Consider the following 26,837-nt stretch of genomic DNA (forward strand, 5'->3'; position numbering starts at 1 on the left):
AAATAAAAAAGGGGGAATTTATGAAATATCTTATATTAGGAAATGGAATTGCAGGAATATCTGCTGCAATTTCTGTCAGAGAACATGACGAAACAGGGAAAATATCTGTTGTGACTAAGTCACCTATGCCGTTTTATTACAGGATAAGGCTGATTGAATATCTTGCAAAAAAAACTCCTATAGAAAAGTTGATAGCTTACGGAGAAGCTTTTTACGATGATAAGGAGATAGAGGTGACTTTAAATAAGGAAGCTGTCAGGATAGATAGTGAAAATAAAAAAGTAGAATTTTCAGATGGAAGTGTAATGACCTATGACAGACTTCTCTTAGCTACAGGAGCAAGACCTCGTTACCCGAATATAGAAGGGATGGATAAGAAGGGGATTCTTAAATTTCGTGGAGCTAGTGATTCAGATGAGATAATACGGCATATAGAGATATGTGATCGTGTTGTGGTATTAGGAGGAGGGATTTTAGGAATAGAAGCTGCTAATTCTTTGGTAAACTCAGGTAAACATGTTACCGTAATAGAATCAGCTGACAGGCTGCTCCATAGACAGTTAGACAGGGAAGGGTCTGAAATATTACAAAAGACATTAGAGGAGAAGAAGATAAAATTTATATTAGGAAAGACCGTCAAAAGAGTTTTAGGTGATAAAAGTGTAAGGGGAATAGAGTTTGAAGATGGGACTATTTTTGACACAGGATGCATTGTTCTTTCAGCAGGAATTATCCCAAGGCTGGAGTTGTGTGAAAGTGCAGGGATTGATTTTAATAGAGGAATTATCGTGGACGAACATATGGAAACTAATGTAAAGGGTATTTTTGCTGCCGGAGATGCTGCTGAATATAAGGGAACTCTTTATGGACTTTGGGCACCTTCTAAGGAACAGGGAGAAGTAGCCGGGGGGAATATGACTGGTATTAAAATTCGCAGCTATAACCCTACCTTGCCTGAGGTACGTCTTAAAGTTACAGGGATATCACTGTTTTCAGGAGGGAAGATAGACGAGAATGGAGCAGTTATCTACAAATATAATAAAAACGGTATATATAGAAAATTCTTTGTAAGGGAGAATAAAATAGTGGGAGCTATTCTTATTGGTGATATAAAAACGTCCATGATGGCAGGCCACTTTATAAGGGCAAAAGAGGGACCTGAAGCTCTGGACGGATTGTATGAATAGCTTTAATAATATAAATTTTAGAATAAATTCATAAACTGGAACAGAAAAAAGCTGCTTTATAGAGCAGCTTTTTTATTTTTAAATTGATTTTACAGACAAGAGAAACCCTTTCATAACAGGATATTTATCTAAGTGCGGTATAAACTTATTGAGATAAAAAATATACTAAAGGGGGAATGAGTTTTATGTCTATAAGTACTAAAGGTGGAGATAAGGGAAAAACATCTCTTTGGAGCGGAGAGAGAATAGCCAAGAATAATGCCAGGGTAGAAGCCTATGGAACAATAGATGAGCTGAATTCACATCTTGGAGAAGCAAAGCATTATGTAAAACTAGAGAGGGTAAAAGAGATAATAGAGGATATACAGCATGATCTATTCAGGGTCGGGGGAAGTCTGGCTACTGTAGGTGAGTTCAGTAAACCGATTGAAAAGCATCATGTGGATCATATCACAGATATGGTGCATGAGCTGGAAAAAGAGTTTGAATTTAAAGGTTTTATAGTGCCGGGAATGACGTTGCAGTCTGCTAAACTGGATATAGCAAGAACTGTAGCAAGGAGAGCTGAAAGAAGAGTATTATCCTTGGGAGATGAGGCAGAAATAAGTGAGGAAGTGAAAAAATATGTAAACAGACTTTCTGATCTTATATACCTTTTGGCAAGGATAGAAGAAAAAGCTGAAGGGAAGTTAAAGTTAGAGGAATGGAAGTAATCAACTAAGAAGGTATAAGAAAGATTGACCTTATAAAATTAAAGTTACGCTATAATACATAATTATTTTAAAGCTTTACACCATTATCCACTCTTTTATGGGAATTTTCAGAGGGAGAATTGAGCCATTCTTATTATTTTTTTTCATCTTTTGTAGTATAATAGAATTATAGAAGAGAAAGCTTGTAAACATAAGGACAGAGGTGATAAAGTGAAAAAAGTAAAGTTAATATATAACCCCTTTTCAGGGAATAATAAAATAATAAATGAGATAGATACGATAATAGGAGTATATCAAAAACATGGATATCAGCTGATACCCTTTAGAATCTCCTATGAGGCTTCTTTAGAAGATGCTTTTACAGATTTGAATGATGGCAGCTGGGATCATCTTCTCCTGGCCGGCGGAGATGGATCTGTCAGTGATAGTATCAATATGATGAAAAAAGAGAAAATAGATCTACCGGTTGGTATCCTGCCCACAGGGACAGCCAATGATTTTGCTAAGTGTATAGGAATACCAGCTACTCTAAAGGAAGCCTGTGAACAGATAATAAATTCTAAATCAAAAAAGATTGATCTGGGATACGTCAATGGAAAGTTTTTTATAAATGTATTGAGTTTTGGATTGTTTACGGAAGTATCTCAAAATACTCCTACAAACCTAAAAAATACCATGGGGAAACTGGCTTATTATATCAATGGAATCAAAGAACTTCCAAAATTTAAGAAATTAAAGGTATTTGTAGAGGGAGAGGAATATTTTTATGTAGGAGATGCTTTTTTAGTATTTATTTTTAACGGGAAAACAGCCGGGAATATTAATATTGCATATAAAGCGGAGTTAGATGACGGGATGTTAGACGTGATAATAGTAAAAGCAGATCTAGTACATACAGCTAAATCATTTTTAAATTTTTTAATTAGAAATCACTTGGAAGACAGCGATGACGGGATAACTTATTTTAGGACTAATAATATCAGGATAGATTGTGCTGAGGAGATCCGTACCGATATAGATGGAGAAAAAGGACCAGAGTTTCCACTGCATATAAGCTGCAAAGAACATAGTTTAAATATCCTAGGATATAGGAAGGCCGAACCTAAACACATAGATAAATTTTTAGAAAATCTGAGATCGAGCTTACCTAAGAAAACAAAGTAATTTATACTAGAGGAGGGGGTAACTATGAACCTAAAATATTTTTCAACATTAAAATTTATATTTATTAAAGCTACAAATGACCTGTTTCCAAATTCCCAGGTAAAGATACTTCATTCACTAAATAATGGGGTTTTAGGAGAAATCATAAGGGAAAATAGTATCACAGAAGAGGAAGTCCAGTTGATCAAAGAGAGGATGAGTGAGATAATACATTCAGATATTCCTGTAAAGAGACAGGATATGAAAAGCTGTAAATTTGTTAAAAATTCATGTTTTGATCGTAGGGAAGATATAGCAAGACTGGTTGAATACTCTCCTGATCATGATATAAGTTTATATGAGATGGATGGATTTTATGACTTTTTCCATAACGGGTTATTTCCCAGTACTGGTTATATCAATTTATTTGATATTTTAAAATATGAGGATAATAATGGAATAATTTTAAAGGCTCCTGTGAAAGAGGGAGTATACACTCTTCCTAAAACTGTAGATCACCCTAAATTAGCAAAGATATTTTGTGAGAGCGAAAGATGGGGTGAAATCTTGGGTATTCCAGATGTAGGAGCACTAAATAAAGTAAGCCAAGAGGATGATATCGGGGAGTTAATCAGGGTCAACGAGGCATTGCATGAAAAAAAATTAGCTTATATAGCAGATGAGATAACTAACTGTAAGGATATTAAACTGGTTACGGTAGCGGGACCCTCTTCATCGGGGAAAACTACATTTACCAAAAGGCTGGCTATTCAGTTAAGGGCAAATGGAGTAAAACCAGTAGTGGTATCCTTGGATAACTACTATAGAGGAAGAAAATATATCCCTTTAGATGAAAATGGGGAAAAAGATTTTGAATCTATAGATGGTTTGGACTTAAATTTATTGAATGAGCATTTGGTTAAGTTAACTGCAGGAAAGGAAGTAGAAATTCCCATATATAATTTTCATACTGGCCAGAGGGAAACCAAGGGAGTCAAGACTCAGCTTTCTGAAAATGGACTTCTTTTGATTGAGGGAATTCATGGGCTGAATGAAAAGTTGACTAGTCATATTGAAAAAAAACATAAATTTAAAATATATATCAGCTGTCTGACTGCATTAAATATTGATGATCATAATAGGATCCCAACCAGTGAAGTTAGGAAATTAAGGAGAATTGTGAGGGATTCACTATCTCGTGGAACTTCTGCCAATGGTACTTTGGATATGTGGGACTCTATACGAAAGGGAGAGGGGAAAAATATTTTTCCATACCAGGAGGAAGCAGATGCTATATTCAACTCCAATTTAATCTATGAATTGGGAGTGTTAAAAAGGTATGCAATAAAGGAACTGAAGAAGATAGACTCATCTAGTCAGCACTATGAGGAAGCTATAAGACTCATAAAATTCTTGAGTTACTTCAGGGAGATAGATAAGGAATTGGTTCCGGATAATTCCATATTAAAGGAATTTATAGGTGGCAGTTATTTTTATAAATATTAGATGGAGGTTTTATGAAAAAACTAATTTTAATAGGTGTATGTTTAATGGTATTAGGAGGCTGCACCTCAAATAGAATTAAAGATGAAGGGGTAAAGAGAGATGGTGTTTTAACTGCTGTCCAGATGTCTACTTGGATGTATGGTACCCATGTTTTATCAGATGATACAGGGAAACCCTTGACTGCTCTAAGTGGTCAAAAAATTGATTTAGATGAGTATGAGGGGGAAAAAGTAGAGGTAAGAGGAATTTTAAAGGATGGGTATCCTGTAGATTCAGGGCCTGAATATTTAGAAGTTCAGTCCATAGAGATAATAAAAGAATAAGTTATAAGAGGGTAATGATCAAATGATCATTACCCTCTGTTTTTATTGTATAATCTCTTTATATGTTGTGTTTTGAACAGCATTGAAAGCTTGAATTTCCAATTGATCTTCTGTATGAGTTATGTTTGAACTGTCTACGATAATCTCTGTTGATTCTATAAAGGATCTTGTGAACCCTAAAAAGTTGATACTGATAGGGTAACTTAATACAAGTTTTTCTGTCTTACTTATATCTCCTGAAAAATTGGTTCTGATGGTAATATTTCCAGATGTTAGCTTAGGAGTATTATTATAATAACTAAATAAAACCTGTAAACTTCTAGTATTTTTTAGAAGTTCCTTTAAATTAATGTCTCTGGTTTTTATCTGCTTCTTTATAGAGAGGTATTTATCTATTGTGTCTAAAATTATATCTAATTTTTCTACATATTCATTTGAAATAATCTTGAAATTTCCACTGATTTTTTTATTTTTAAAATTTAGTTCAAATCCGCTGAATAAATTTTTAAAGAATATATAAATATTTCTTCCCTTTATATTGACTGTATTTTCAGAAATTTTGTAGGCGAACTTCATGACACTATCATTTTCTAATAGAAGTCTCAAAGTGAAATCATGATTTTTAAAATCTACAACTTGATGTTTACCTGACATATGAGATTTAATTGCAACTCCATAGATTGTCTGGTCATTACACCTTATATCCACCTTTCCGGCAAATATTTTTTTCTCTAATTTTACCTGAGGAAATTCAGCAGATTCAAAAGGAATCTTTATATCCAAAGCTTTATAGTGAACGATCTCTGAAAAATCATCAACCTTGTAAGATGGATATCTTTTTTCCCTAAACTCAACTAATCTTCTTTGTCTATTTCTAACTTCTGTTTCAATTATCTCCCCTTTTAGTGTGTTCCCATCCAGGTATAGGGGGATTTCTAAGTTTTCTACGATATATTCCTCTTCTATCGATTCGTTCTCTGCTGTTTTAACTTCTACATCTTCAAGAGTGTTTTCTTCTATCGTGAACTCGTCTTGAACTTCTGTTGATCCATTCTCTATTGTTTTAATCTTTACATTTTCTTCTACAGTCTCAAAGGTGTCCTCAGTTATTGTTTCTTCCTTTTCTGTAGGAACCTCATGGATCTCCAGGTTATCTGTTTTTTCGTCTGTTACTATGACTTCTTCCTTTAGTTCAGTTGATTCGATATCTATAGTTTCAACTTCTAAATTATTTTCTACAGTCTCGCAAGGTTCCTCAACTACAGCTTTTTCTTTTTCTGTTTCTGTAGGGATCTCATGGATCTCTAGATTATCTGCTTTTTCATCTATTGCTGTAACTTCCTCTGAAATTGTAGAATTTAATTCACATTCTTCAACTGCTTCAACCTTTTTTTTAATGGGGTCGATGCTTTCATTATTAAAATATAAAGCCATTTTTTTTACAAAATTTAAATCATCTTCGTAGATAAATTCGAATTCATTTGAAATTAACCATGATTCATCTTCCAAAGAGATAGGGTTAGAAGTTACAAAATATCTAGCTGTATTGGATAAATCTGTTTTAGAAAATACCAAGCTAAGAATATCTTTGGTATCTTCATCCAGGTTAACTCCCAGTAAGATCAAATTTTTATTTTCTAATTCTTTGTTTAACTTTTCCCAAAAATGATTGTATAACTTCAATTTTTTAACCTTTCTCATATTTTGAGAGGTTAATATAATCCTTTCTGTATGATTATAATCTCCTAAGATCTTAAATAAATTAACATTGGATCTTGTGATCTCTTTTTCGCAAAAGACATTATGGATCTCTCCTTCTTTCCATATAGATTCTAAAATTTCAGAATGGTCGTGGGTGATTATAGTGTCTATAGCACCGATCTCTGAAAGATAGGAATAGGGATTTGATTTCCCTTCTAATTCTAATTCGCTGCTGAGAAGTGAGATTAAATTCATCATATTTCCAGTAGCACTGTCTAAAAATACCTGGGAAACTTCGGTCAATCTCTCCCTGTTTTCTACCTTTTCTTTTGTATCCTCGCTGAGTTCCTTATAGATCGTTAAGGCTAACTCGTTTTTTGTAGGAATATTTAATTTTTTATTTATATTATCGCCCATCCAAAGTGCATAATTGTTATAATTTACATTTTTAAAAATTTCCAAATCATTCCCTCCTGCATAAATATGTTCGATTTATTATACTTTATTTTTCCTCTATTCACAATGAAATTTAATAAAAGCATATATATAATTTATTACTTTTGTTAAGATGTATATATATTTTTAAAGTGTTGTTAAGTTCATTGAAAAAAAAAGTTAAATAGTGTAGTATTAAAGTGAAAATTGTTTGATGATGATTAAAAATGTTAAAAAAGTGATATTGGGAAGATTAAATTGATATCGTGCTAAATAATTTAAGAGGTGGTTGTATGAAAAATTTAGATTTAAATAAAGTGACGAATGCTGTAGAGAAAATGTGTATGGAAGCAAATTTTTACCTGGGTTCAGATGTTTTAAATAATTTAAAAAAAATTGCTGAAACTGAAGATTCTCCTGTAGGGAAAAATATATTAAAGCAAATAGTAACTAATCATGAAATTGCTCAGGAAAATGAAGTGCCTATGTGTCAGGATACTGGAATAGTAGTAGTATTTTTAGAGATTGGTACAGAGGTTTATATGGATGGAGATATCTATGAAGCTGTAAACGAAGGGATCAGAAGAGGTTATGAAAAAGGATTCTTGAGAAAATCAGTTGTAAAAGATCCATTGGACAGAGTAAATACAAAGGATAATACACCTGGAATCATCCATACTAAGTTAGTACCTGGAAGCGATAAAGTGAAAATTATCGTAGCTCCAAAGGGTGGCGGAAGTGAAAACATGAGTGCTATAAGAATGTTAAAGCCAGCTGACGGTATTGAAGGAATTAAGGAATTTGTTGTAGAAACAATTAAAAAAGCTGGTGGGAATCCATGTCCTCCAATCATTGTAGGTGTAGGAATCGGAGGTTCTTTTGAAAAAGCTGCATTATTAGCTAAAGAATCTTTAATGAGAGATGTAAATGACAGCAGTTCTAATCCTATAAATGCTAAATTAGAAGATGAATTATTGGAGTTAGTAAATAAAACAGGAGTAGGACCTATGGGGTTAGGTGGAAGAAATACAGCACTATCAGTAAAGGTAGAAACTTATCCTTGTCATATTGCGTCATTACCAGTTGCTATTAACTTAAACTGTCATGCTGCTAGACATAAAGAAATAATCTTATAAGAGTGTCTTAAAATTATTGGAATTGATAAATTAAACTACGAATAAAAAATAAAATTTATGTTGAATATTTTAAATTAATTTATAATACTCAACATAAAAGAATTTTAGAATTTAATATATGGAGGTTTAGAATGAAATTAACAACACCATTAAAAGATAGTGATGTAGAAAAATTAAAAACAGGAGATACAGTGCTGATCTCTGGAACTATATATACAGCAAGGGATGCAGCTCATGCAAGATTAGTTAAATTATTAGACGAGGGAAAGGAATTACCATTTGATCCAAAAGGACAAATAATTTATTATGTAGGACCAACTCCTGCTAAGCCGGGAAATGCAATTGGAAGTGCAGGACCGACAACTTCTTATAGAATGGATCCATATGCACCAAGATTAATCGAAGTTGGATTAAAAGGAATGATTGGAAAGGGTGCTAGAAGTGATGAAGTAAAGGGATATATAAAAAAACATAAAGCTGTATATTTCGCAGCAGTAGGTGGAGCAGCAGCTCTTATAGCAAAGTCTATTCAAAAAGCTGAAGTTATTGCATATGATGATTTAGGAGCAGAAGCTATCAGAAAGATGGAAGTAGTAGATTTTCCTGCTATCGTTATAAATGACATCTATGGAAATGATCTTTATGAGATGGGTCAAAAAGAATTTAATCGTGAAGATTAATTTAGAAGAATTATAGAATCTTTAGTAGTATAAATGATTTTTCTTATCTAATCCCTCACTTAATTACTCTAGTATATTATATTAGGGTAATTAGGAGGGATTTTTTATTTTAAATGTTTTTTTAATCACTTTTAACAAAGAAATTATTTTCATTTGCAAACTTTTCAAACCTTTTAAGGTACTTTTCCGTCTTGTCTTTATCTTTATAAGAAAGGGAAAAGATTAGAGCGTTGATAAGACACATCACTGCAGAAAGATGATCTACAAAGAAGGCCTTTTTTACAGGGATAATAAATAAAAAATCTGCATATTCTGCTAGAGGCGATACGACGCTGTCTGTGACAACTATGAGCGATACTTTCCTTTTTTTTAAAGTTTCTGCTATTGTCACTACATTCTGGGGATACCTTGGGAATCCAAAGAGTATAGCTGCAGTATTGTCACTGAGATCGTTTAAATAATTAAACCACCTCTCATTCCATTCATCTATAATCTGCACCTTAGCATGAATCTTACTGAGGTTATATCCTGCATAGCTAGAAAGGCAATATGACCCCTTAAATCCTACTGTGAGTATACTTTCTTTATCATAAAGGGCTTCCACTGCATTATTAAAAGTTTCAGAAGATAACTCCTTTAGTGTCCTGTTGATTATTCCTACTTCTGATTCAAAGATGTCCTGGTAGACAGTAGAAGTATCTTCAACTTTTTCTATGGAAAACTTATCCAAGGCAGACAATTCATTTTTCAGAGATTCTCTCAGCTCCTGTTGAAAATCAGGGTACCCTTTATATCCCATATATGAAGCAAACCTTATTACTGTGGATTCACTTACTCCTGCGGCTATACCTAGAGCTGTAGAAGTCATGAAGGCACATGGCTTCAGATTCTTCAAAATATACCCTGCCAGCTTCCTCTGTTTTGGTGGAAGATTTGATACCATATTTTGAATTTTATCTTCTAAATTAAACTTATTTTTTTTCATGTCTCCTCCTTCTAATTACCTTTAAAATAGCCTGTTCCCTTAAAAAAACTTATTTTTTTATATTTGATTTAGGATATAATTTTTCCCCTAATTTGTCAAGAATTCTAAAGAAAAAAGTGGAGTTCTATTCTGTATTTTATTATTAATTTTGATCGAAATAAGAATTTTATTCTTCAAAATAAAAAAAATGAATAATTTTATTCAAAAATATGTTGACATTTTTTATGACTTTTTGTAATATACATTTAGTTAGAAAAACCGAAATTGTACATATTTTTTTAACTGTCATTAAATTAAATAAAAAAAGTAAAATAGTTTAGAATTAAGTCGAATTTTATTTCAATGATTATCAAAAATATTGGGAAAGCAATATAAAATAATTTGAAAGTTTTCTATAAGATGGCTGGGAAGAGCATGGTTGGAAAATTAATTTATAAAATTAAAAAAATAATAAATAAATTAAAAAAAGCTAGTAAAAAACCATTTATAGAGATAAACTAAGGATAAGAGTCATTAAAATAAGAAAAACGGAGGAGTATAACTATGTCAGTATATGAAGAATCGTTAAAATTGCACATCGAAAACAAGGGTAAGATTGAAGTTATTTCAAAGGTAAGTGTTAAAAATGGAGATGATTTAAGTTTAGCTTATTCACCAGGTGTAGCAGAACCTTGTAAGAAGATAGCAGAAAATAAAAGTGATGTTTATAAGTATACATCTAAAGGAAATATGGTTGCAGTAATCACTGACGGTACAGCAGTATTAGGATTAGGAGATATCGGTCCTGAAGCAGCACTGCCTGTAATGGAAGGAAAAGCAATTTTATTCAAAGAATTCGGAGGAGTAGATGCATTTCCTATCTGTTTAGATACTACAGATACTGAAGAAATCATCAAAACTTGTAAGTTATTAGCACCTACTTTTGGTGGAATAAACTTAGAGGATATAGCAGCACCTAAATGTGTTGAAATTGAAAGAAGATTAATCGAAGAGCTAGATATTCCTGTATTCCATGATGATCAGCATGGTACAGCAATAGTTACTACAGCAGCAGTAATAAACTCAGCTAAATTATTAGGAAAGAATATCTCTGACCTAAAAGTTTCTATGATAGGAACTGGTTCTGCGGGATCATCTATCGCCAGAATGCTTAAGGGATTAGGAGTTAAATCATTATATGCTTATAACTCAAAGGGTGTTGTAATGCAGGATAAATATGACAAATATAGATTCTTAGTAAAGGAACTATTGGATCAAAATATCATTGATACACCAGAAAATTTAGAGGAAGATACAGTTGCCGGGATGATTAAGGGAACAGATGTATTTGTAGGAGTATCTGCAGCAGGAATGGTAACTAAAGATATGGTTAGAACAATGAATGCAGATCCTATTATCTTAGCTATGGCAAACCCTACACCTGAGATCATGCCTGAAGATGCATTAGAAGCTGGAGCAGCAGTAGTAGGAACAGGAAGATCGGATTACCCTAACCAAGTAAACAATGTATTGGCATTCCCAGGATTGTTCAAAGGGGCATTAGAAGCTGGAGCTACAGTAATTAACGATGAGATGAAGATAGCAGCTGCCTACGGTATTGCTAACGTATTAAAGGAAGAGGAATTAAGAGCAGATTACATTATTCCTAGTCCATTTGATGAAAGAGTAGCATCAGTAGTAGCTGAAACTGTTAAAAAGATCGCTATAGAGAACAACTTAGTTAGAAAATAATAATTTAAATTTTAGCACTATTTTCAGATAAAGATTTAAAGAAAAATTTAGTGTTTAAAAAAATTTAATTATTATAAAACATCAATAATTAAAATAAAACTTATATATTTTCCTGTTTGATTTAGGAGAGAGACATAATTTAATTATGTAAGTTTAATTTAAAATATTAAATATTAAAAGGGGAATTAAAATGATTAAATTTAGGACTGAAGGAGACTCATTGGGAACAATGGAAGTCCCTGCAAATGCATATTATGGAATCCAATCACTCAGAGGGAGAAATAACTTTGGTATCACAGGATATAAATTATCATCTACATTTATAAAATCAATGGCAATGGTAAAGAAAGCTACATCACTTATGAACTTAGAAGCTGGAGTAATAGAGAAAGATGTTGCTGAAGCGATGATTCAAGCTAGTGAAGAGATCATAGATGGTAAATTCCATGATCAATTTATTACAGATGTAATTCAAGGTGGAGCAGGAACTTCTATGAATATGAATATCAATGAAGTTATTGCTAATAGAGCCAATGAACTTATGGGTGGAAAATTAGGAAAATATGAATTTGTTACTCCTAATGATCATGCTAATTACGGGCAATCAACAAATGATGTAATTCCTACAAGTGGAAAATTAACTGTAATTCAATTATGTGAATCATTATTAAGTGAATTAGAAGCTTTAAAAGAATCTTTATATGAAAAAGGTGCTGAATTTGATCATGTTATCAAGATGGGAAGAACTCATCTTCAAGACGCCATCCCTATTAGATTGGGACAAGAATTCAAAGCTTATGCCAGACCGATAAGAAGAGACATAAAAAGAATAAAAGAAACGTTAGAAGATTTTTACTTTGTTAATATGGGAGCTACAGCAGTAGGAACTGGATTAAATGCAGATACTACATATGTAAAAGATATCGCTGCTAAATTAGGTGAAGTAACGGGGATGGACTTTAAGCAGAGTACAGACCTTGTAGATGGGACTAGAAACTTAGATGGTTTTGTATGGTTATCATCGGCATTAAAAGTGTGTGCTGTAAACTTATCTAAGATGTCAAATGACCTTAGATTGATGGCATCTGGACCTAGAGCTGGATTCTTTGAAATCAACTTACCTATGAGACAACCAGGATCATCTATCATGCCAGGAAAAGTAAATCCAGTTATTCCCGAAGTAATGAGTCAAGTTTCATTCCAAATATTTGGAAATGATCTTACAATAACTAAGGCTGCAGAAGCAGGACAATTGGAATTAAATGTATTTGAACCAGTGTTGTTCTTTAACTTATTCCAATCTATTCAAATCTTAAAAAATGGTGCTCAAACATTGAACTACAACTGTATCAAGGGAATCACTCCTAATGCAGATAGAACTGAAGAGATGGTTCAAAGTTCAATTGGAATCATCACTGCTATTAATCCTCATGTAGGGTATAAAAATGCATCTGAGGTTGCTAAAGAGTCATTAAAAACAGGTAGAACAGTAAGAGAACTTACAGTAGAAAAAGGATTATTAACTAATGAGGAATTAGACGTTATATTAGATGTATATAATATGACTAATCCTGGAATCTCTGGAAAAGAATTATTGAAAAAAAAGAATAAATAGTTTAAATTTAATTATTGGGAGCTGGAATTTTCTGGCTCCTTTTTATATTAAATTAATTGAATCTCAGGCTAAATTTGGGTATACTTAGACTGAGAAAAGATCTATTTAAAATAAGGATTAAAAAATGTATGTAGGATATAAGGAGGAAGATTATGAAATATATATTGACAATATCACTGCTATTACTTGTAGGATGTACTTCTGCTACAAAAAAAGAAATAGGAATAACAGAAGGAAAATTTTACCCGTGTCCAACCACTCCAAACTGTGTGTCCTCTATGGCCCCTAAGGAGGACTCCCACTACATAGAGCCTATTGTTTATAATAATATTACAAGAGACCTTGCTGTAGAAAAGATCACTGTAATTTTAAAGGGATTAAAAAATACCACTATTGTAGAAAAAAGTGATGAATATATCCATGTAGAGGTAAGATCATCATTTTTTAAATTTGTAGATGATGTGGAATTTTACTTTCCTGAGGGCAAAAATATTATCCATATCAGATCTTTAGCTAGAACTGGATATAGTGATTTTGGGGTAAACAGAAAAAGAATGGAAAAAATAAGAGTGCGATTCTATGAATAGTATTTTGACAGGGGTTTATATATTAAATATTATCTTTATTATCATCATTATATTCTTTGAAAAAAAAAAAAATACAAGTACTATAATATGGATTCTTATCCTTAGCTTAACTCATATATTTGGTTTTATTCTCTATCTTTTTTTTGGATTAAGTCTAAGAAAAAGAAGGTTTACCCGTAAATATTATAAAAAATTTTCATTTGATAAGAAGAAATTTAAACAGGACATAGTGAGTGATACAAGCTCCCACCCGCAGAACAACCTGATTCAGTTATTTAATGTAAAGAATCATGCCTATTTAAGAACCAAAAATGATATTAAATTATATAATCATGGGGAGAACCTCTTTAAGGATCTCAAAGAATCGATCAGTTCTGCTGAAAGATATATTCATATGGAATACTATATCTTTGAAAATGATGATATAGGTAATGAAATTATGGATCTGCTGATAAACAAAGCTGAAAAAGGAGTAGAGGTAAAGCTGATCTATGATGGTATGGGTTGTATTCACGTATCCAATAGTTTTTTTCAAAGACTTCAGGATGCAGGGGGGGAGGTACTTAACTTTTTTCCTCCGTTATTTTCCCGATTTGGTCTGAGAGCTAACTATAGAACTCATAAAAAAATAGTTTTGGTTGATGGGAAGTGCGGTTTTTTAGGTGGTATGAATATAGGTGATGAATATTTAGGGGAAAATAAAAAAATTGGTTATTGGAGGGATACCCACCTCCGGATAAAGGGATCTGGGGTTTTAGGATTAGAAAAAGAATTTTTAATAAACCTGGATTTTATGAGGGAACAAAAATCATTTTTTAAGAGAAGGAAGAAGAAATTAAATTATTCCATAGATGATTACCTCCACTTTGAAAAAAGCAGTGGCCATAGTGATCTACAGATAGTCAGCAGCGGTCCGGACTATGAAGAGCCATTTATAAAAAATGGTATCTTTAAGATGATTACAGGGGCAAAAAAAAATATCTATATACAGACACCGTATTTTATCCCCGATGAGGCTATCTTAAATGCCTTAAAAATTGCTGTTATGGGTGGGATAGAAGTAAATATTATGATTCCCTCTAAACCTGACCATATTTTTGTCTACTGGGCAACCCTCTCCTATATTGGAGATCTGGTTAAGTTAGGAGCTAAGTGCTACACCTATGACAATGGATTTTTACACTCCAAAGTTGTGATAGTTGATGATGAAATTTGTACTATCGGATCTACTAATATGGATATCAGGAGTTTTTTATTGAATTTTGAGATAAATGTTTTTATCTATGATCCTGAGATAGCACTTCAATTGAAGGAGGCTTTTTTAGAGGATATCGAGAGCTCTACCCTGATTACTTCTAAAAAATATAAAAATAGAAATTTCGTAATCCGGTTTAAAGAATCGGTTTCAAAACTTCTTTCGCCAATAATGTAAAAAAAACTTATATTCGTTGACTTTACTGACTTAAGGTGTTAAAATGACAGGTGTAATTTAAAAGATAGGAGGAAGGCAATGACATTATTAAGAGTAACATTATTTGGATTTTTATACTTTTTAAAACTGAACATATTTAAACTGTCTAAGGTGAAAAAAATAGATGTTGAAAAAGATCGTGTTTTTTATGCTAGAGATCTATTTAGAGGATTTGGAAGGGGAATTATTGAGAGAACTAATTCTAACGTAGAAGTCATCTATGAAGATGAGGAGGAGTTTAAGAGCCTTTCTATGGATGAACCTATGGTTTTAATATCCAACCATCAAAGTAATATAGATATTCCTGCTATTCAAGGATATTTTCCTTTTGTACCTGGATTTATGGCTAAAAAAGAGATGGAAACCTGGATGTTTTTTAAAACCTGGATACCGATTACTAACTCTATATTTATAGATAGAAAAAATCCCAGAGAAGGGATAAAAGCTATAAGAAAATCTGTGAAATTTATCAAAGATGGTTACCCTATGCTGGTTTTTCCAGAAGGAACCAGATCTGATACTGGAGAGATAGGAGAGTTTAAAAATGGTGGATTTAAGGTTGCCATTGATTCTAAGGCAAAAATTATACCAATCACATTAAAGGGTACCTATGACATTCAAAATAAAAAGAGTGTTAAGATGTTTAAAAATAAAAGTGTAAAGTTGATCATTGGGAAGGTAGTGGATACCAAAGATTATGATAAGGAAGGTTTAAAGAATATTCATAATGTAGTTAAGGAAATAATCGTAAATAACTACAATAGATAATAGGGATAGGGTAGATTTATCTACCCTATTTTATTTTATAAAATTTAAATTCCTAAGATTTATCTAAGAAAAGTTGTAAAACTTTAAAGAAGATGATACAATATTGTTTGTATATAAAATTATATGTTTTTAAAAAATAGGGAGGAAAAATGATATCAATAATTCGTAATATAAACCTCAAGAATGAAGTTCTTGCAGGTATTACAGTAGCTTTAGCTTTAGTTCCAGAAGTTATAGCTTTTGCCTTTGTAGCCGGAATCGACCCATTAATAGGTCTTCATGCATCGGTTATCATCGGTCTTTGTGCTTCAATATTTGGGGGACGTCCTGGGATGATCTCTGGAGCAGCCGGAAGTGTGGCGGTAGTTTTTGTAGCTTTAGTTGCCAGACATGGGGTAGAATATCTATTTGCCACAGTGGTATTGATGGGTTTAATACAAATACTGACAGGTGTATTTAAATTAGGGAAATTTGCACGTATGATTCCCCATCCGGTAATTTTAGGGTTTGTAAATGGTTTAGCTATCGTGATCTTCTTAGCTCAATTAAATCAATTCAAAGTTGATGGGAAATTGATGCAAGGGGCACAGCTATATGTAATGGTAGCTTTAGTATTGTTAACTATGGCAATAGTTCATTTTTTACCAAAATTTACAAAAGCTATACCGGCATCTCTTGTAGGAATAGTAGTAACAACTGGTTTAGCTATGTGGTTAAATAAAATAGGAATTCATATGCCTAATGTTAAAGAATTTGCTAAAGGTGGAATATCTGGCGGGTTACCGCAATTTCATATTCCTAACCTGCCAATCAACCTTGAAACTCTAGAGATCATAGTTCCGTTTGCAGTAACAGCTGCATTGGTTGGACTTATTGAATCACTGTTGACACTTTCACTGGTTGATGACCTTACAGATACCAGAGGACAGGGGAACCGTGAATGTATTGGACAGGGAATAGGAAATCTCCTCAATGGATTTATGGGTGGTACCGGTGGTTGTGCTATGATCGGTCAGTCAATTGTTAATATTACCAGTAATGGTAGAGGGAGACTTTCAGGGATTGCCACAGCGTTATCACTTTTATCATTTGTTTTATTTGGTTCTAAGATAATCGAAATTATTCCACTAGCAGCCCTTGTAGGAGTAATGTTCATGGTAGTTATAGAAACTTTTGCCTGGGATAGTTTAAAGTTAAGAAAAAAAGTTCCCACAAAAGATATCGTTATAATATTGATCGTTGCAATTATTACAGTTTTACATGACCTGGCTCTTGCAGTAATTATCGGTGTTATCATATCAGCATTAATTTTTGCCTGGGAAAAAGGTAAAAAAATTGGTGCCAGAACTGAAGTTAGAGAAGATGGTGCAAAAGTATACAGATTAGACGGGCCGTTATTCTTTGGTTCAGCAGTAAGTTTCAAGGAGATATTTACTCCAAAGGAAGATCCAAAGGAAGTATATATTGATTTTGCTAATTCTCATATAAGTGATCATTCTGCCATTGAGGCAATAAATGCCATCACAGAAAAATATAGTGAGTTAGGAAAAAAAATTCATCTAAAACATCTCAGTCCAGATTGTTTAGTATTATTAAAAAATGCAGAGGAAATCATAGAGGTAAATGTATTGGAAGACCCTCAATATCATGTTGCAGATGATAGCTTAGCATAAATAAATAGGAGGAAAGTTCATCTGAACTTCCCTCCTATTTTTATTTATTTACTTACTAATTCTTTTATTTTTTCTATGAAAAGGTCTATGTCTTCCTTTAGAATATCAAAGGACATAACGAATCTGACCTCTGAAGTATTGGGATCCCAGACATAGAAATAACAAAATTCCTGTAATGGTTCTATAATTTTTTCAGGTAAAATTGCAAAAACAGTATTTCCTCTGACCTCGTTGGTTATAGAAATATCAATTTTTAGGAGTTCAGTTTCTAGATACTTTGCCATCTCATTTCCAGCTTTGGCATTTTCATGCCAAAGATTACCCTCTAAAAGGGTTAGGTATTGAGCCGAGATATATCTCATCTTTGAATGAAGCTGTAAATTTTGCTTTCTGAGGTATTCAAATTCTTTTACTTTGTCTTTTAGTTTTTCATTAAAGATAACCAAAGCTTCGCCAAACATAATACCGTTTTTAGTGCCTCCAAAGGAAAGAATATCTACTCCGCATCCCCTTGTCATCTCCTCCAATGAACATTCTAAAGCCACTGCGGCATTGGAAATTCTGGCACCATCCATGTGAAGATACATTCCATGTTTTTTAGCAAAATCAGAAATCTCTCTGATCTCGTCTAAAGTATAGATAGTTCCATTTTCTGTGGCCTGGCTGATGGAGATGATAGACGGGCTGGGTCTATGAAAAGTATCTTTAAACAATAGGTATTTTTTAGCTTTTTCTATGTCTAATTTTCCGTTTGTAGTAGGGACGGTTAACATCTGCATCCCGGTCACTTTAGCTGTAGAGCCGGTCTCGTCTGTAAATATATGAGCAGTTTCAGGACAGATAACAGCGCTGCCTATCTCCTTCATTATATCCAGAGCAAAAACATTTGATGCAGTTCCGTTGTATACGAATAAGGTTTCTACCGGGCCAAATACTTCATTGAACTTTTGCTTGGCTTTTGTGGTGTATTCATCTCCTCCATATGGAGATTGATGACCACTGTTGGCATCGATTAAGCTTTTCATAATATTAGGATGTACTCCGCTGTAGTTGTCACTTGCAAAACTTTTTTTCATATTTCCTCCCAAATAAAATTATTTTTTTCTTAATTCATTATATTCAGCTAGTTTTTCTTTTAATTTTTCTATCTGTGCAGGGGTAAAGTTTTCCTCTTTTAGAGCTTCAAAATTAAAGCTTTCTAATTGATAGATAAACTTCATTCCTATTTCTGTAAGGTAGGAAACAAAACTTCTGTATCTGAAAAATACTTTGGATACTTTATGTCCGTAAACTAAGTATTCCTCGATATCGGAATTAAATTCGCCATTTTTAAATTTGATATATTCATTTTCAGCATTGTTTATTTTTGTTTTAGAGATCCCGTCTGCTATTAATTTTTCAAAATTTAAATTTTCTAACTCACTTACATATATGTATCCTGAATTTTCACAGATCTTCTTAAATTCGTCATGTTTTCTTGCCGAATAGAGATCCTTAATTAAAACTCTATATCGAGGTTCTTCTATCACTGTTTCAGTTTCTTTAGATTGTTTTAAAACCTGATTTTCTTCCCTTAAACTATTTGCCATCTTTTCAATTTCTGTTATTTTTTCAATGATTTCATGATTTTCAGCCATCAATTTCATATTTTCTAACCTAAAATTTTCATTTAAAATTTTTAGATCTGTATTTTCTTTTTTTACCTTATCAAACTCTAAGGTGATCTTTTCAAATTGTCTGTCATGGGGAGATTTAGATATTTTCTCTATTTTTTTATCTTTTTCCTGGATGAGGTTTACTAACTCCTCCTCTTTGGTCTTACTTTCTATTATTTCTTTTTGCAGGCTATCGATCAATACATTTAACTCAGCAATTTTCTCTTTTTCTTTAATTCCAAATAAACTCATAGGCTCCTCCATATTTTTCCTTTTATTATAAGTATAGTAGAAAAAAAAAATAAATTCAACTTTAAATTATTCTAGAAATAATTTTTTAAAAACTGTATAATAAGCAGGGAGGTGGAATATGAAGTTAAAACAATCTATGATTATTCTGATATTATTAATTTTAGGAGGGTGTACAAGCCTTGATTTTTTTATCAAAGAAACAAAATTTAACAACCTAAAGGAGAAAGACGGTCTTTACTATAAAAATGAAAAACTCTATACAGGTGAGGCTAGGTCTTATTATGAGAATAAAAATAAAAAAGCCTTTGGAACTTTTAAAAACGGGGAATTTGATGGAGAATTTTTATTTTACTATGAAGATGGTAATTTGAGATCGAAGATGAATTTTGTTGAAAATAAGTTAGATGGGACAAAATATCAGTATTATTCCAACGGAAATAAAAAAATAGTAGAGAATTACAACCAGGGAAGGTTAAACGGGATGCTGACAGAATATTATGAAAATTCAGCTATTAAATTTGAAGTCCGATTTAAAGATGACGTTATGACTGGAGATGCTGTTTCCTACGGAAAAGACGGGAGTGTTACCAGCAGGATAAGTTATGAGGTAGATGAGGATGATGAATAAAAAAAGCAACATGATGTTGTACCCAGATGAGCTTCACTAAGATTTTAGAATTAATTTATAATTTTTCGGGTGATAAAAAAGTGATAGATTAAGTATGCATACTTAATCTATCACTTTTTGTTTTTAATACTTGTCTATAAAAATTTCAAAGACTACCCTATCCCAAGAAATTTTTCTCTGGGATTCAATATTGAAATAAATTTTTGTGCCTTCTTCTAAAATCTGAGCGGTAGAATGATCGAAACTAATTAAAAAATCAGCTGTCTCCCCATCTCTGGTTAAAGTTTTTATGGAATTTATTAGAGGTAACTCAGTTTCTCCCTTAATAGTTACACTTAGATCTATGGGATCGGAAGAGCTTATATTTCTAACTCTAAATCTGGTTCTTTTTATCTTAGAGGGATCTACCTCCCCTGGAAGAACTATCTCAAATGATTTAGAAGTAACTCCTTCATTGGCATCATCCAGCCGGTAAGTAAGAAGGTCTAGACTCTGCTCTCCACAGATATCAAGCTGGATAGCTTCTCCAATAGATTTACTGTCCATTCCCTTCCCTAAAAGGTGCATAAGTTTGGCAATAGCTGCTTCCGGAGTAAGATCCATACCACTGACTACCCCTGCATCTAAAAGTCTTGTGCTGGCATCATAGAGCCCCATTTTAACCATCCCAGTAGGGCATTGGCTGATATTCACAACGGTAACACCTGAATCTATGATTTCTTTGATAACAGAAACGAAAGCATCACTTGTAGGAGCGTTTCCATTTCCATAGGTTTTTAAGATAAGTCCCTTGATATCATTGGTTTTAAATATCTTCTTTAATATTTCAGGGTTGAATCCCGGAAATATATCAAAGACCAATACATTTGTATCCATTGAATAATCTACAAAGAACTCTTTTTCCGATGGTTTTCTAATTTTTGATTTATCTATCTTTATATCTGATCCTGCTACTCCTAAATTTGGGTAGTTAGGTGTTGAAAAACCGTAGTAGTTACTTGCATCTAACTTTCTGGATCTGTTTCCTCTAAGGAGATGATCTCTAAAGAAGATAGAGACTTCAGGAACTAAAGTGATGTTGTATAACTCTGATCCTGCTATCTGGATAGCCGTTACCAGGTTTTGAAGTGCATCACTTCTGGGATTTTCAAGAGGTACCTGAGATCCGGTTAAGACTACAGGTTTACTCAAGTTATTCAGCATAAATGAGAGGGCAGAAGCTGTAAAAGCCATTGTGTCTGTCCCATGTAAAACAACAAATCCACAATATATGTCATAATTTTTTTCTATTATCTGGGCTATCTCAATCCAAATTTTTGGATTCATGTCTGAAGAATCGATAAGTTCTTTTACCTGAATATATCCAGTATCAAAATTATTTAAAAGTGGATAATTTGCCGCAATCTCATTCCAATCTTCTGCGGGTTTTAACGGGCTCAATGGATTTCCTTTCTCAATATGAACCATTCCAATGGTTCCACCTGTATTAATTACTAGTACTTTTTTCATCCCACTCCTCCAATTATTATAGTTTGTATAAATGTTACTCTTTATTTTTTTTGTACATATTATTATACTTTTTTTTTTTGATATATGGAAGTGTTTTTTAGAAAATTGTATTTTTTTTGATTGATTCATTTCAAAAGCTGACAATGAACCAAAAAACTTTAGTATTGAGTAAAAGAGTTATCGTTTTTGATACAGGATTTCACAGATTTAAAATTTTTACATTAACTCCAAACTCTTCTTCTACTTGTTTCATTTAAAAGGATCATTTTCTTTTTTAAATTAATAGACCTTATCTATCTTTATAAAAGTGTCATAAAATGCAGCCTGTCCTCCCATCTCGGAAGACCCGTTAAAAGTAAGGAAATTTGGATTTCCATGTTTATGGTGCCAGCCGGAGAACATATAAACTAAGTCTTCAGGAAGTGTTTTATCAGGATAGACACTGCACTGAATACTCCCGTTTCCTTAACAAGGTATTCCATAGTAAGACCATTTAGATATTTAAAATATTCTTCAAATCCCACTACATGTTTTTTTAAATATTCTTTTTCATATCCCTTGTTGTGGATAATATACTTTGTTACTGCCATGGCCAGAGCACCATCTGTTGAAGGATTAGGGGAGATATGAATATCTGCAAACTTACTGGATTCGTTTATTCTAGGGTCCACTGTTACTATCTTTACGTTATTTTTTCTGGCAGCGAGGATCCTTTCATGGAGGTGGATAGATGTATTAAATGGGTTTTCCCCATAGTATTACTATTTTAGAGTTTAATATATCATTTATATTACTGCTTCTCTTCCCTCCAAAATCATACTCCTGAGCTTGATTGCCGGCTCCCCAGCATGTACTTCCTTTGGAAGTGGTTATACCCCCATAAAAGTTGAAGAAAACATCTTCAATTTTTTTAAGAAAGCCTGTCGTTCCAGACTGAAAATAATGGAGAACTGAAGAACTTCCATGGTTTTCCTTGTAACAGGCTAGCCTCTCACTTACAATATCAACAGCTTTTTCAAAGGAGATCTCCTTCCAGGTATCATCTATCTTCATTAGAGGTTTTTTTATCCTGTCCTTGCTGTATAGTCTTTCCATATGCTTTATCCCTTTAGGACAAATTATACCTTTTGTAAATGAATTTTCCTTGCTTCCAAGGATTTTTACAACCTTTCCCTCACTTTTATAGACATCAAACTTACACATATCATAGCAATCCAAAGGGCAACTGCTGCTAAATTTCTCTAATTTCATATTAAATATTTTCACCTCCTAAAGATAATTATCATATTTTACTTTAATTTAAATGTTAAGTCGAAATTAAAAAAATAAATTTTTGTTAAATATGAATATACAAAATAATGTTTAGATGGATTAGATCGAGATACCATTTTAGAATGTTAAATTAGCGTTGACTAAAAAAACGGACAATAGTGATCAATAAATCGTGTCAAAGAATAGAAAAAGAAGAAACAATAACGGAGTCAAAAATTCAAAAAAGTGATATATATATAAGTATTACTAAAAATTTATACCTAATCATAGAAAAATACCTGTCGATGTTGTATAATGTAACGAATACAGAGCTAATTATAAAAGGCAGTAAACACAAGGAATACAATCCTAAAAAAATTATAGTCCTATGATGGATATACTATAAATTTGCATAAAGGATTTTTTGGAGGTAGAAATGAAAATCAAAATCAATAGAAACGAATTGATTCACAACCTAAGTGACTTATCTTTAGTGATTAAGGATAATTCCATAAGACCTGTAATATCAGGGGCTAAATTAGAAGTAAAAAATAATGAAATTAGATTTACCGGAACAACACTAGAAACGACTATAAAGTCATATTTAAAAGGTGAAATTATAGAGGAAGGAATTGTTGTCTTTAAAATTGGATTGGTTTTAGAATATATAAAATTATTAAATCAGGATGAGATAGAGGTCAGTGCCACTGAAAACAAGTTGTTTATCCATAACGCCGAATTTACAACTCTGGACAGTGATGAATATCCAAAATTAAATATATTGGGTGGTGATTCACTTTTAGATATTGAGGCGAATACATTGGTAGAAGCTTTTGATAAGGTATTATTTTCAGCTTCTATGACTCCTGAAAATTTAGCTATTAATACCATTAGGATGAAATTAGAGGACAATAAAATTTATTTGATCACTACAGATTCATACAGACTTACCCACTATGTTCTAGAGAGTGAGACTAAACTGAACAAAGAGATATCTATCCCCTTAGAGGGAGCTACTATTCTAAGCAAACTTTTCAGAGGGAGCAAGGAAACCTTAAATTTCTTTATTGACGGAAGTCAGTTGAGAGTGAAATCTGAAAAATTAGTTTTTTCCATCAGATTGGTAGACCTGGCATTCCCCGATTACAATGCTATTTTAGGCAGTATGAACTCTAGTAAGACAATTGAGATGAATTTAAAAGAATTAAAATCAGCACTAAAAAAAGTTCTTACTATTGCCAAAAGAAATCAAGAGACAAAAAATGGTGCATATTTTGATTTTAATGGGAATAAACTGAAAATATCGGTATCTTCTGGAAGTGCTAAAACTACGCAAAAGCTAGATACAATCAAAGAAGGCGATAACTTCAAAGCTTCCTTAAATGTAAAGTTTATAGAAGATTTTTTAAATAATATAGAAAAAAATATAATTATCAAGGCTACCAATGCCAGTTCGATGTTTATCCTAAAAGAGATGGATAATGACAACTATACTTATATTTTAATGCCGTTAGCCCTTAGAGATTAGGAGGAAATATGGATTTTTATAAAAGAATGTTAATTAAAATACTAAAAAATTCCATGACAGGCTGTGAATCCAATGTTTTGAAGATTTTAGAATCAGGATATGATCTGAATATTAAGGACAAAGAGGAGCTTGAGGAGTTAATCGATAATTTATAGCAACAACATTAATTTAAATATACGGGGGGAGACAAGTATGAACGTTTTATCTGGTTTAAAACCTGAAAAGGTATTCAATTTTTTCGAGGAGATCAGTGCTATTCCTAGAGGGTCAAAGCATGAAGAACAAATAAGTGAATATTTAGCAAATTTTGGAAAATCCAGAGGATTAGAGACTATCCAGGATGAGGCTCTTAATGTAATTATAAAAAAAGATGCTACTCCGGGATATGAGGAGGTACCGGCTATAATTATCCAGGGACATATGGATATGGTCTGGGAAAAGAATCTAGATACTGAATTTGATTTTGAAAAGGAAGGGTTGAACCTTTTAATCGATGGAGATTTTATAAAAGCTAAGGGAACTACCTTAGGTGCCGACAATGGTATAGCTGTTGCTTTTGCACTGGCTGTATTAGATTCAAAGGATATTCCCCATCCAAAATTAGAAGTATTAGTTACTTCTGATGAGGAAACAGGGATGTCTGGAGCTATTGCTTTAGACGGGAATTTATTGGATGGTAAATATTTATTTAATATAGACACAGAGGAAGAGGGAGAGATCTATGTAAGCTGTTCAGGTGGTAATAGAACGACTCTTACAATTCCTGTGACATATACTGATGCTGCATTGGATTCATTCTTTAATATAAGTGTTAGAGGGTTATTTGGTGGTCATTCAGGGATGGAGATTCAATTACAGAGAGGGAACTCAAATAAGATCATGGCCAGAATATTAAAGGCTGTATCTGATAAATTGACTATCAACCTAATAGAGATAAATGGCGGATCAAAAACTAATGCTATTCCTCGTGAGGGAGATGCATTGATCTCTGTAGCAAAGAAAGATATAGAAACTTTAAATGAAATTTTAGCTGATGTAGCTAAAGATATAGTTGAGGAGTTAAGAGTTTCAGATGCAGGAGTTAAGATTAGTATAACAGAGGTAAAAGGGTTAGAAAGTTCTAAGGTCATGGATCTGGAGACAACTAACAGAGTTATCAACACTCTATTTTTATATCCCAACGGTGTTCAAAGAATGAGTTTGGATATAGAGGGATTGGTGGAGACTTCACTTAACTTAGGTGTCCTTACTACAGAAGATGCAGGTGTTGTGTTACAATCGGCTATTAGAAGTTCTGTAGACGCTGCTAAAGCTTTATTAACAAAGGAAGTTGAGACCCTTGCAGTGGTTACAGGAGCCAAATTTGAACAAGGAGCTACTTATCCTGCTTGGAAGTTTAATCCTAATTCAAAATTACAGGATATGGCACTGGAAGTTCATGAGAAATCAACTGGTAAAAAAGCCGGGATCAAAGCTATCCATGCAGGGTTAGAGTGTGGATTATTAGGTGAAAAATTACCTGATTGTGATATGATCTCATTTGGTCCGAATATGTTTGATGTTCATACTCCAGAAGAGAAACTATCTATATCTTCAGTTGAGAATGTATGGAAATATTTCTTAGATCTATTAAAATCGTCTAAAGATTATTTATAAAATTAAATAGATTATATAAACTAAAAGGGGTGTCTATGAGACAACCCCTTTTATCTTTTGTTTTTTAATTGTCCATAGGAATGAATGATCCTTTGATATCGTCATAATACTCTATCTCACCTGTTTCTATCTTGTAATACCATACATGAAGGTGTAATGAACCCTCGTCGACTCTTCTTTTTACTGCCGGGTATGTCAATAAGTTCTCCAGCTGAAACATAGCAGAGAGTTTTTCTGTATTAATAAGTTTTTCTTCCTCTGATCCTCCTACTAATTGTGCTACTTTTTTGGCTTCATTACCTAATTCCAGCCATTTATTTGTATGAACTAAATCTACCTCTTTATCTAAATCCTTATAGAGGGATTTGATAGCTCCGCAATGGGAATGTCCGCAAACTATTATGTCGTCTACCTTTAAGACTGACACTGCATATTCTATTGCTGAAGCTGTTGAGTGATAATCTTCATCAGGTTTATAAGGAGCTACGAAGTTTCCTACATTTTGAATGGTAAAAAGCTCACCAGGTTTAGATCCTGTAATCAAGCCCGGAATTACTCTGGAATCGCTGCACCCTATAAACAATGTTCCTGGATGCTGCCCATCTTTTACTAATTTTAAATATAAATCTTTATTTTTTTTGAATTTTATCTCTTTAAATTTTTGATGTCCCTTTAATAATTTTTCCATAACGACCTCCTCTATG

General features: G+C 32.7%; 25 protein-coding genes. 17 read left to right on the forward strand and 8 right to left on the reverse strand.

Annotated elements, in window-relative coordinates; translation table 11 throughout:
* Positions 1–20: 20 nt before the first annotated feature.
* From NRK67_02930 to NRK67_02950, 5 genes are all read left to right on the forward strand, one after another.
* A complete protein-coding gene (locus tag NRK67_02930; protein ID UUV16875.1) occupies positions 21–1,187 on the forward strand; it encodes an FAD-dependent oxidoreductase in 1,167 nt (388 codons plus the stop codon).
* Between the two features lie 185 nt (positions 1,188–1,372).
* Positions 1,373–1,900 (forward strand): cob(I)yrinic acid a,c-diamide adenosyltransferase, encoded by a 528-nt coding sequence (locus NRK67_02935; protein UUV16876.1) that lies wholly within the window; start codon positions 1,373–1,375, stop codon positions 1,898–1,900.
* A gap of 210 nt (positions 1,901–2,110) precedes the next feature.
* The gene (locus NRK67_02940; GenBank protein UUV16877.1) at positions 2,111–3,064 is read left to right on the forward strand and encodes a YegS/Rv2252/BmrU family lipid kinase; all 954 of its coding nucleotides are present in this window, start codon (positions 2,111–2,113) and stop codon (positions 3,062–3,064) included.
* A 24-nt stretch (positions 3,065–3,088) separates the two neighbouring features.
* On the forward strand, positions 3,089–4,549 hold the full coding sequence (locus tag NRK67_02945) for a nucleoside kinase (protein ID UUV16878.1): 1,461 nt from the start codon (positions 3,089–3,091) through the stop codon (positions 4,547–4,549).
* A gap of 11 nt (positions 4,550–4,560) precedes the next feature.
* On the forward strand, positions 4,561–4,872 hold the full coding sequence (locus NRK67_02950) for a hypothetical protein (protein UUV16879.1): 312 nt from the start codon (positions 4,561–4,563) through the stop codon (positions 4,870–4,872).
* Between the two features lie 42 nt (positions 4,873–4,914).
* Here the strand turns inward: NRK67_02950 and NRK67_02955 are convergent, their stop codons facing one another.
* On the reverse strand, positions 4,915–7,035 hold the full coding sequence (locus NRK67_02955; protein UUV16880.1) for an SIR2 family protein: 2,121 nt from the start codon (positions 7,033–7,035) through the stop codon (positions 4,915–4,917).
* Between the two features lie 266 nt (positions 7,036–7,301).
* Here NRK67_02955 and NRK67_02960 point away from each other — a divergent pair, with 266 nt between their 5' ends.
* Positions 7,302–8,144 (forward strand): fumarate hydratase, encoded by an 843-nt coding sequence (locus NRK67_02960; protein UUV16881.1) that lies wholly within the window; start codon positions 7,302–7,304, stop codon positions 8,142–8,144.
* Between the two features lie 131 nt (positions 8,145–8,275).
* Positions 8,276–8,824, forward strand: coding sequence for a Fe-S-containing hydro-lyase (locus NRK67_02965; GenBank protein ID UUV16882.1), 549 nt, complete (start codon positions 8,276–8,278; stop codon positions 8,822–8,824).
* A 121-nt stretch (positions 8,825–8,945) separates the two neighbouring features.
* Here the strand turns inward: NRK67_02965 and NRK67_02970 are convergent, their stop codons facing one another.
* Positions 8,946–9,809 (reverse strand): MurR/RpiR family transcriptional regulator, encoded by an 864-nt coding sequence (locus NRK67_02970; GenBank protein UUV16883.1) that lies wholly within the window; start codon positions 9,807–9,809, stop codon positions 8,946–8,948.
* A gap of 543 nt (positions 9,810–10,352) precedes the next feature.
* On the opposite strand from NRK67_02970, the gene NRK67_02975 reads away from it, so the two are divergent.
* From NRK67_02975 to NRK67_03000, 6 genes are all read left to right on the forward strand, one after another.
* Positions 10,353–11,540, forward strand: coding sequence for an NADP-dependent malic enzyme (locus NRK67_02975; protein UUV16884.1), 1,188 nt, complete (start codon positions 10,353–10,355; stop codon positions 11,538–11,540).
* 190 nt (positions 11,541–11,730) lie between these two features.
* Positions 11,731–13,155: an aspartate ammonia-lyase gene (locus NRK67_02980; GenBank protein ID UUV16885.1), complete on the forward strand. Its 1,425-nt coding sequence runs from the start codon at positions 11,731–11,733 to the stop codon at positions 13,153–13,155.
* Positions 13,156–13,307: 152 nt separating this feature from the next.
* Positions 13,308–13,742: a DUF1499 domain-containing protein gene (locus NRK67_02985; GenBank protein UUV16886.1), complete on the forward strand. Its 435-nt coding sequence runs from the start codon at positions 13,308–13,310 to the stop codon at positions 13,740–13,742.
* A complete protein-coding gene (gene cls, locus NRK67_02990) occupies positions 13,735–15,174 on the forward strand; it encodes a cardiolipin synthase (protein ID UUV16887.1) in 1,440 nt (479 codons plus the stop codon). The genes NRK67_02985 and cls overlap by 8 nt, the downstream gene beginning before the upstream one ends.
* Before the next feature lie 78 nt (positions 15,175–15,252).
* Positions 15,253–15,981 carry a 1-acyl-sn-glycerol-3-phosphate acyltransferase gene (locus NRK67_02995; protein UUV16888.1) on the forward strand — a complete coding sequence of 243 codons (729 nt, stop codon included), beginning with the start codon at positions 15,253–15,255 and terminating at the stop codon, positions 15,979–15,981.
* A gap of 149 nt (positions 15,982–16,130) precedes the next feature.
* Entirely contained in the window at positions 16,131–17,654 is a 1,524-nt protein-coding gene (locus NRK67_03000; GenBank protein ID UUV16889.1) for a SulP family inorganic anion transporter, read from the forward strand.
* A 44-nt stretch (positions 17,655–17,698) separates the two neighbouring features.
* Here NRK67_03000 and NRK67_03005 read toward each other — a convergent pair whose 3' ends face one another.
* Together NRK67_03005 and NRK67_03010 are read right to left on the reverse strand one after the other, a co-directional pair.
* On the reverse strand, positions 17,699–18,730 hold the full coding sequence (locus tag NRK67_03005; GenBank protein UUV16890.1) for a low specificity L-threonine aldolase: 1,032 nt from the start codon (positions 18,728–18,730) through the stop codon (positions 17,699–17,701).
* 18 nt (positions 18,731–18,748) lie between these two features.
* A complete protein-coding gene (locus tag NRK67_03010) occupies positions 18,749–19,561 on the reverse strand; it encodes a hypothetical protein (protein ID UUV16891.1) in 813 nt (270 codons plus the stop codon).
* Positions 19,562–19,679: 118 nt separating this feature from the next.
* On the opposite strand from NRK67_03010, the gene NRK67_03015 reads away from it, so the two are divergent.
* On the forward strand, positions 19,680–20,189 hold the full coding sequence (locus NRK67_03015) for a hypothetical protein (protein ID UUV16892.1): 510 nt from the start codon (positions 19,680–19,682) through the stop codon (positions 20,187–20,189).
* Between the two features lie 123 nt (positions 20,190–20,312).
* Here the strand turns inward: NRK67_03015 and NRK67_03020 are convergent, their stop codons facing one another.
* From NRK67_03020 to NRK67_03030, 3 genes are all read right to left on the reverse strand, one after another.
* Positions 20,313–21,698: an asparaginase gene (locus NRK67_03020; protein UUV16893.1), complete on the reverse strand. Its 1,386-nt coding sequence runs from the start codon at positions 21,696–21,698 to the stop codon at positions 20,313–20,315.
* Between the two features lie 407 nt (positions 21,699–22,105).
* A complete protein-coding gene (locus NRK67_03025; GenBank protein ID UUV17757.1) occupies positions 22,106–22,408 on the reverse strand; it encodes a molybdopterin-dependent oxidoreductase in 303 nt (100 codons plus the stop codon).
* A gap of 25 nt (positions 22,409–22,433) precedes the next feature.
* Entirely contained in the window at positions 22,434–22,949 is a 516-nt protein-coding gene (locus NRK67_03030) for a molybdopterin-dependent oxidoreductase (GenBank protein UUV16894.1), read from the reverse strand.
* A gap of 436 nt (positions 22,950–23,385) precedes the next feature.
* Here NRK67_03030 and dnaN point away from each other — a divergent pair, with 436 nt between their 5' ends.
* From dnaN to NRK67_03045, 3 genes are read left to right on the forward strand one after another with little or no spacing between them, the layout of a single operon-like run.
* Positions 23,386–24,477 (forward strand): DNA polymerase III subunit beta, encoded by a 1,092-nt coding sequence (gene dnaN, locus NRK67_03035; protein UUV16895.1) that lies wholly within the window; start codon positions 23,386–23,388, stop codon positions 24,475–24,477.
* 8 nt (positions 24,478–24,485) lie between these two features.
* On the forward strand, positions 24,486–24,632 hold the full coding sequence (locus NRK67_03040; protein ID UUV16896.1) for a hypothetical protein: 147 nt from the start codon (positions 24,486–24,488) through the stop codon (positions 24,630–24,632).
* A gap of 37 nt (positions 24,633–24,669) precedes the next feature.
* Positions 24,670–26,133: an aminoacyl-histidine dipeptidase gene (locus NRK67_03045; protein ID UUV16897.1), complete on the forward strand. Its 1,464-nt coding sequence runs from the start codon at positions 24,670–24,672 to the stop codon at positions 26,131–26,133.
* Between the two features lie 64 nt (positions 26,134–26,197).
* On the opposite strand, the gene NRK67_03050 is transcribed toward NRK67_03045, so the two are convergent.
* Positions 26,198–26,821: a carbonic anhydrase gene (locus NRK67_03050; GenBank protein UUV16898.1), complete on the reverse strand. Its 624-nt coding sequence runs from the start codon at positions 26,819–26,821 to the stop codon at positions 26,198–26,200.
* Positions 26,822–26,837 lie beyond the last annotated feature (16 nt).

The sequence above is a fragment of the Fusobacteria bacterium ZRK30 genome (assembly GCA_024628785.1).
In the GTDB taxonomy this organism is placed as follows: Bacteria; Fusobacteriota; Fusobacteriia; order Fusobacteriales; family Fusobacteriaceae; genus Psychrilyobacter.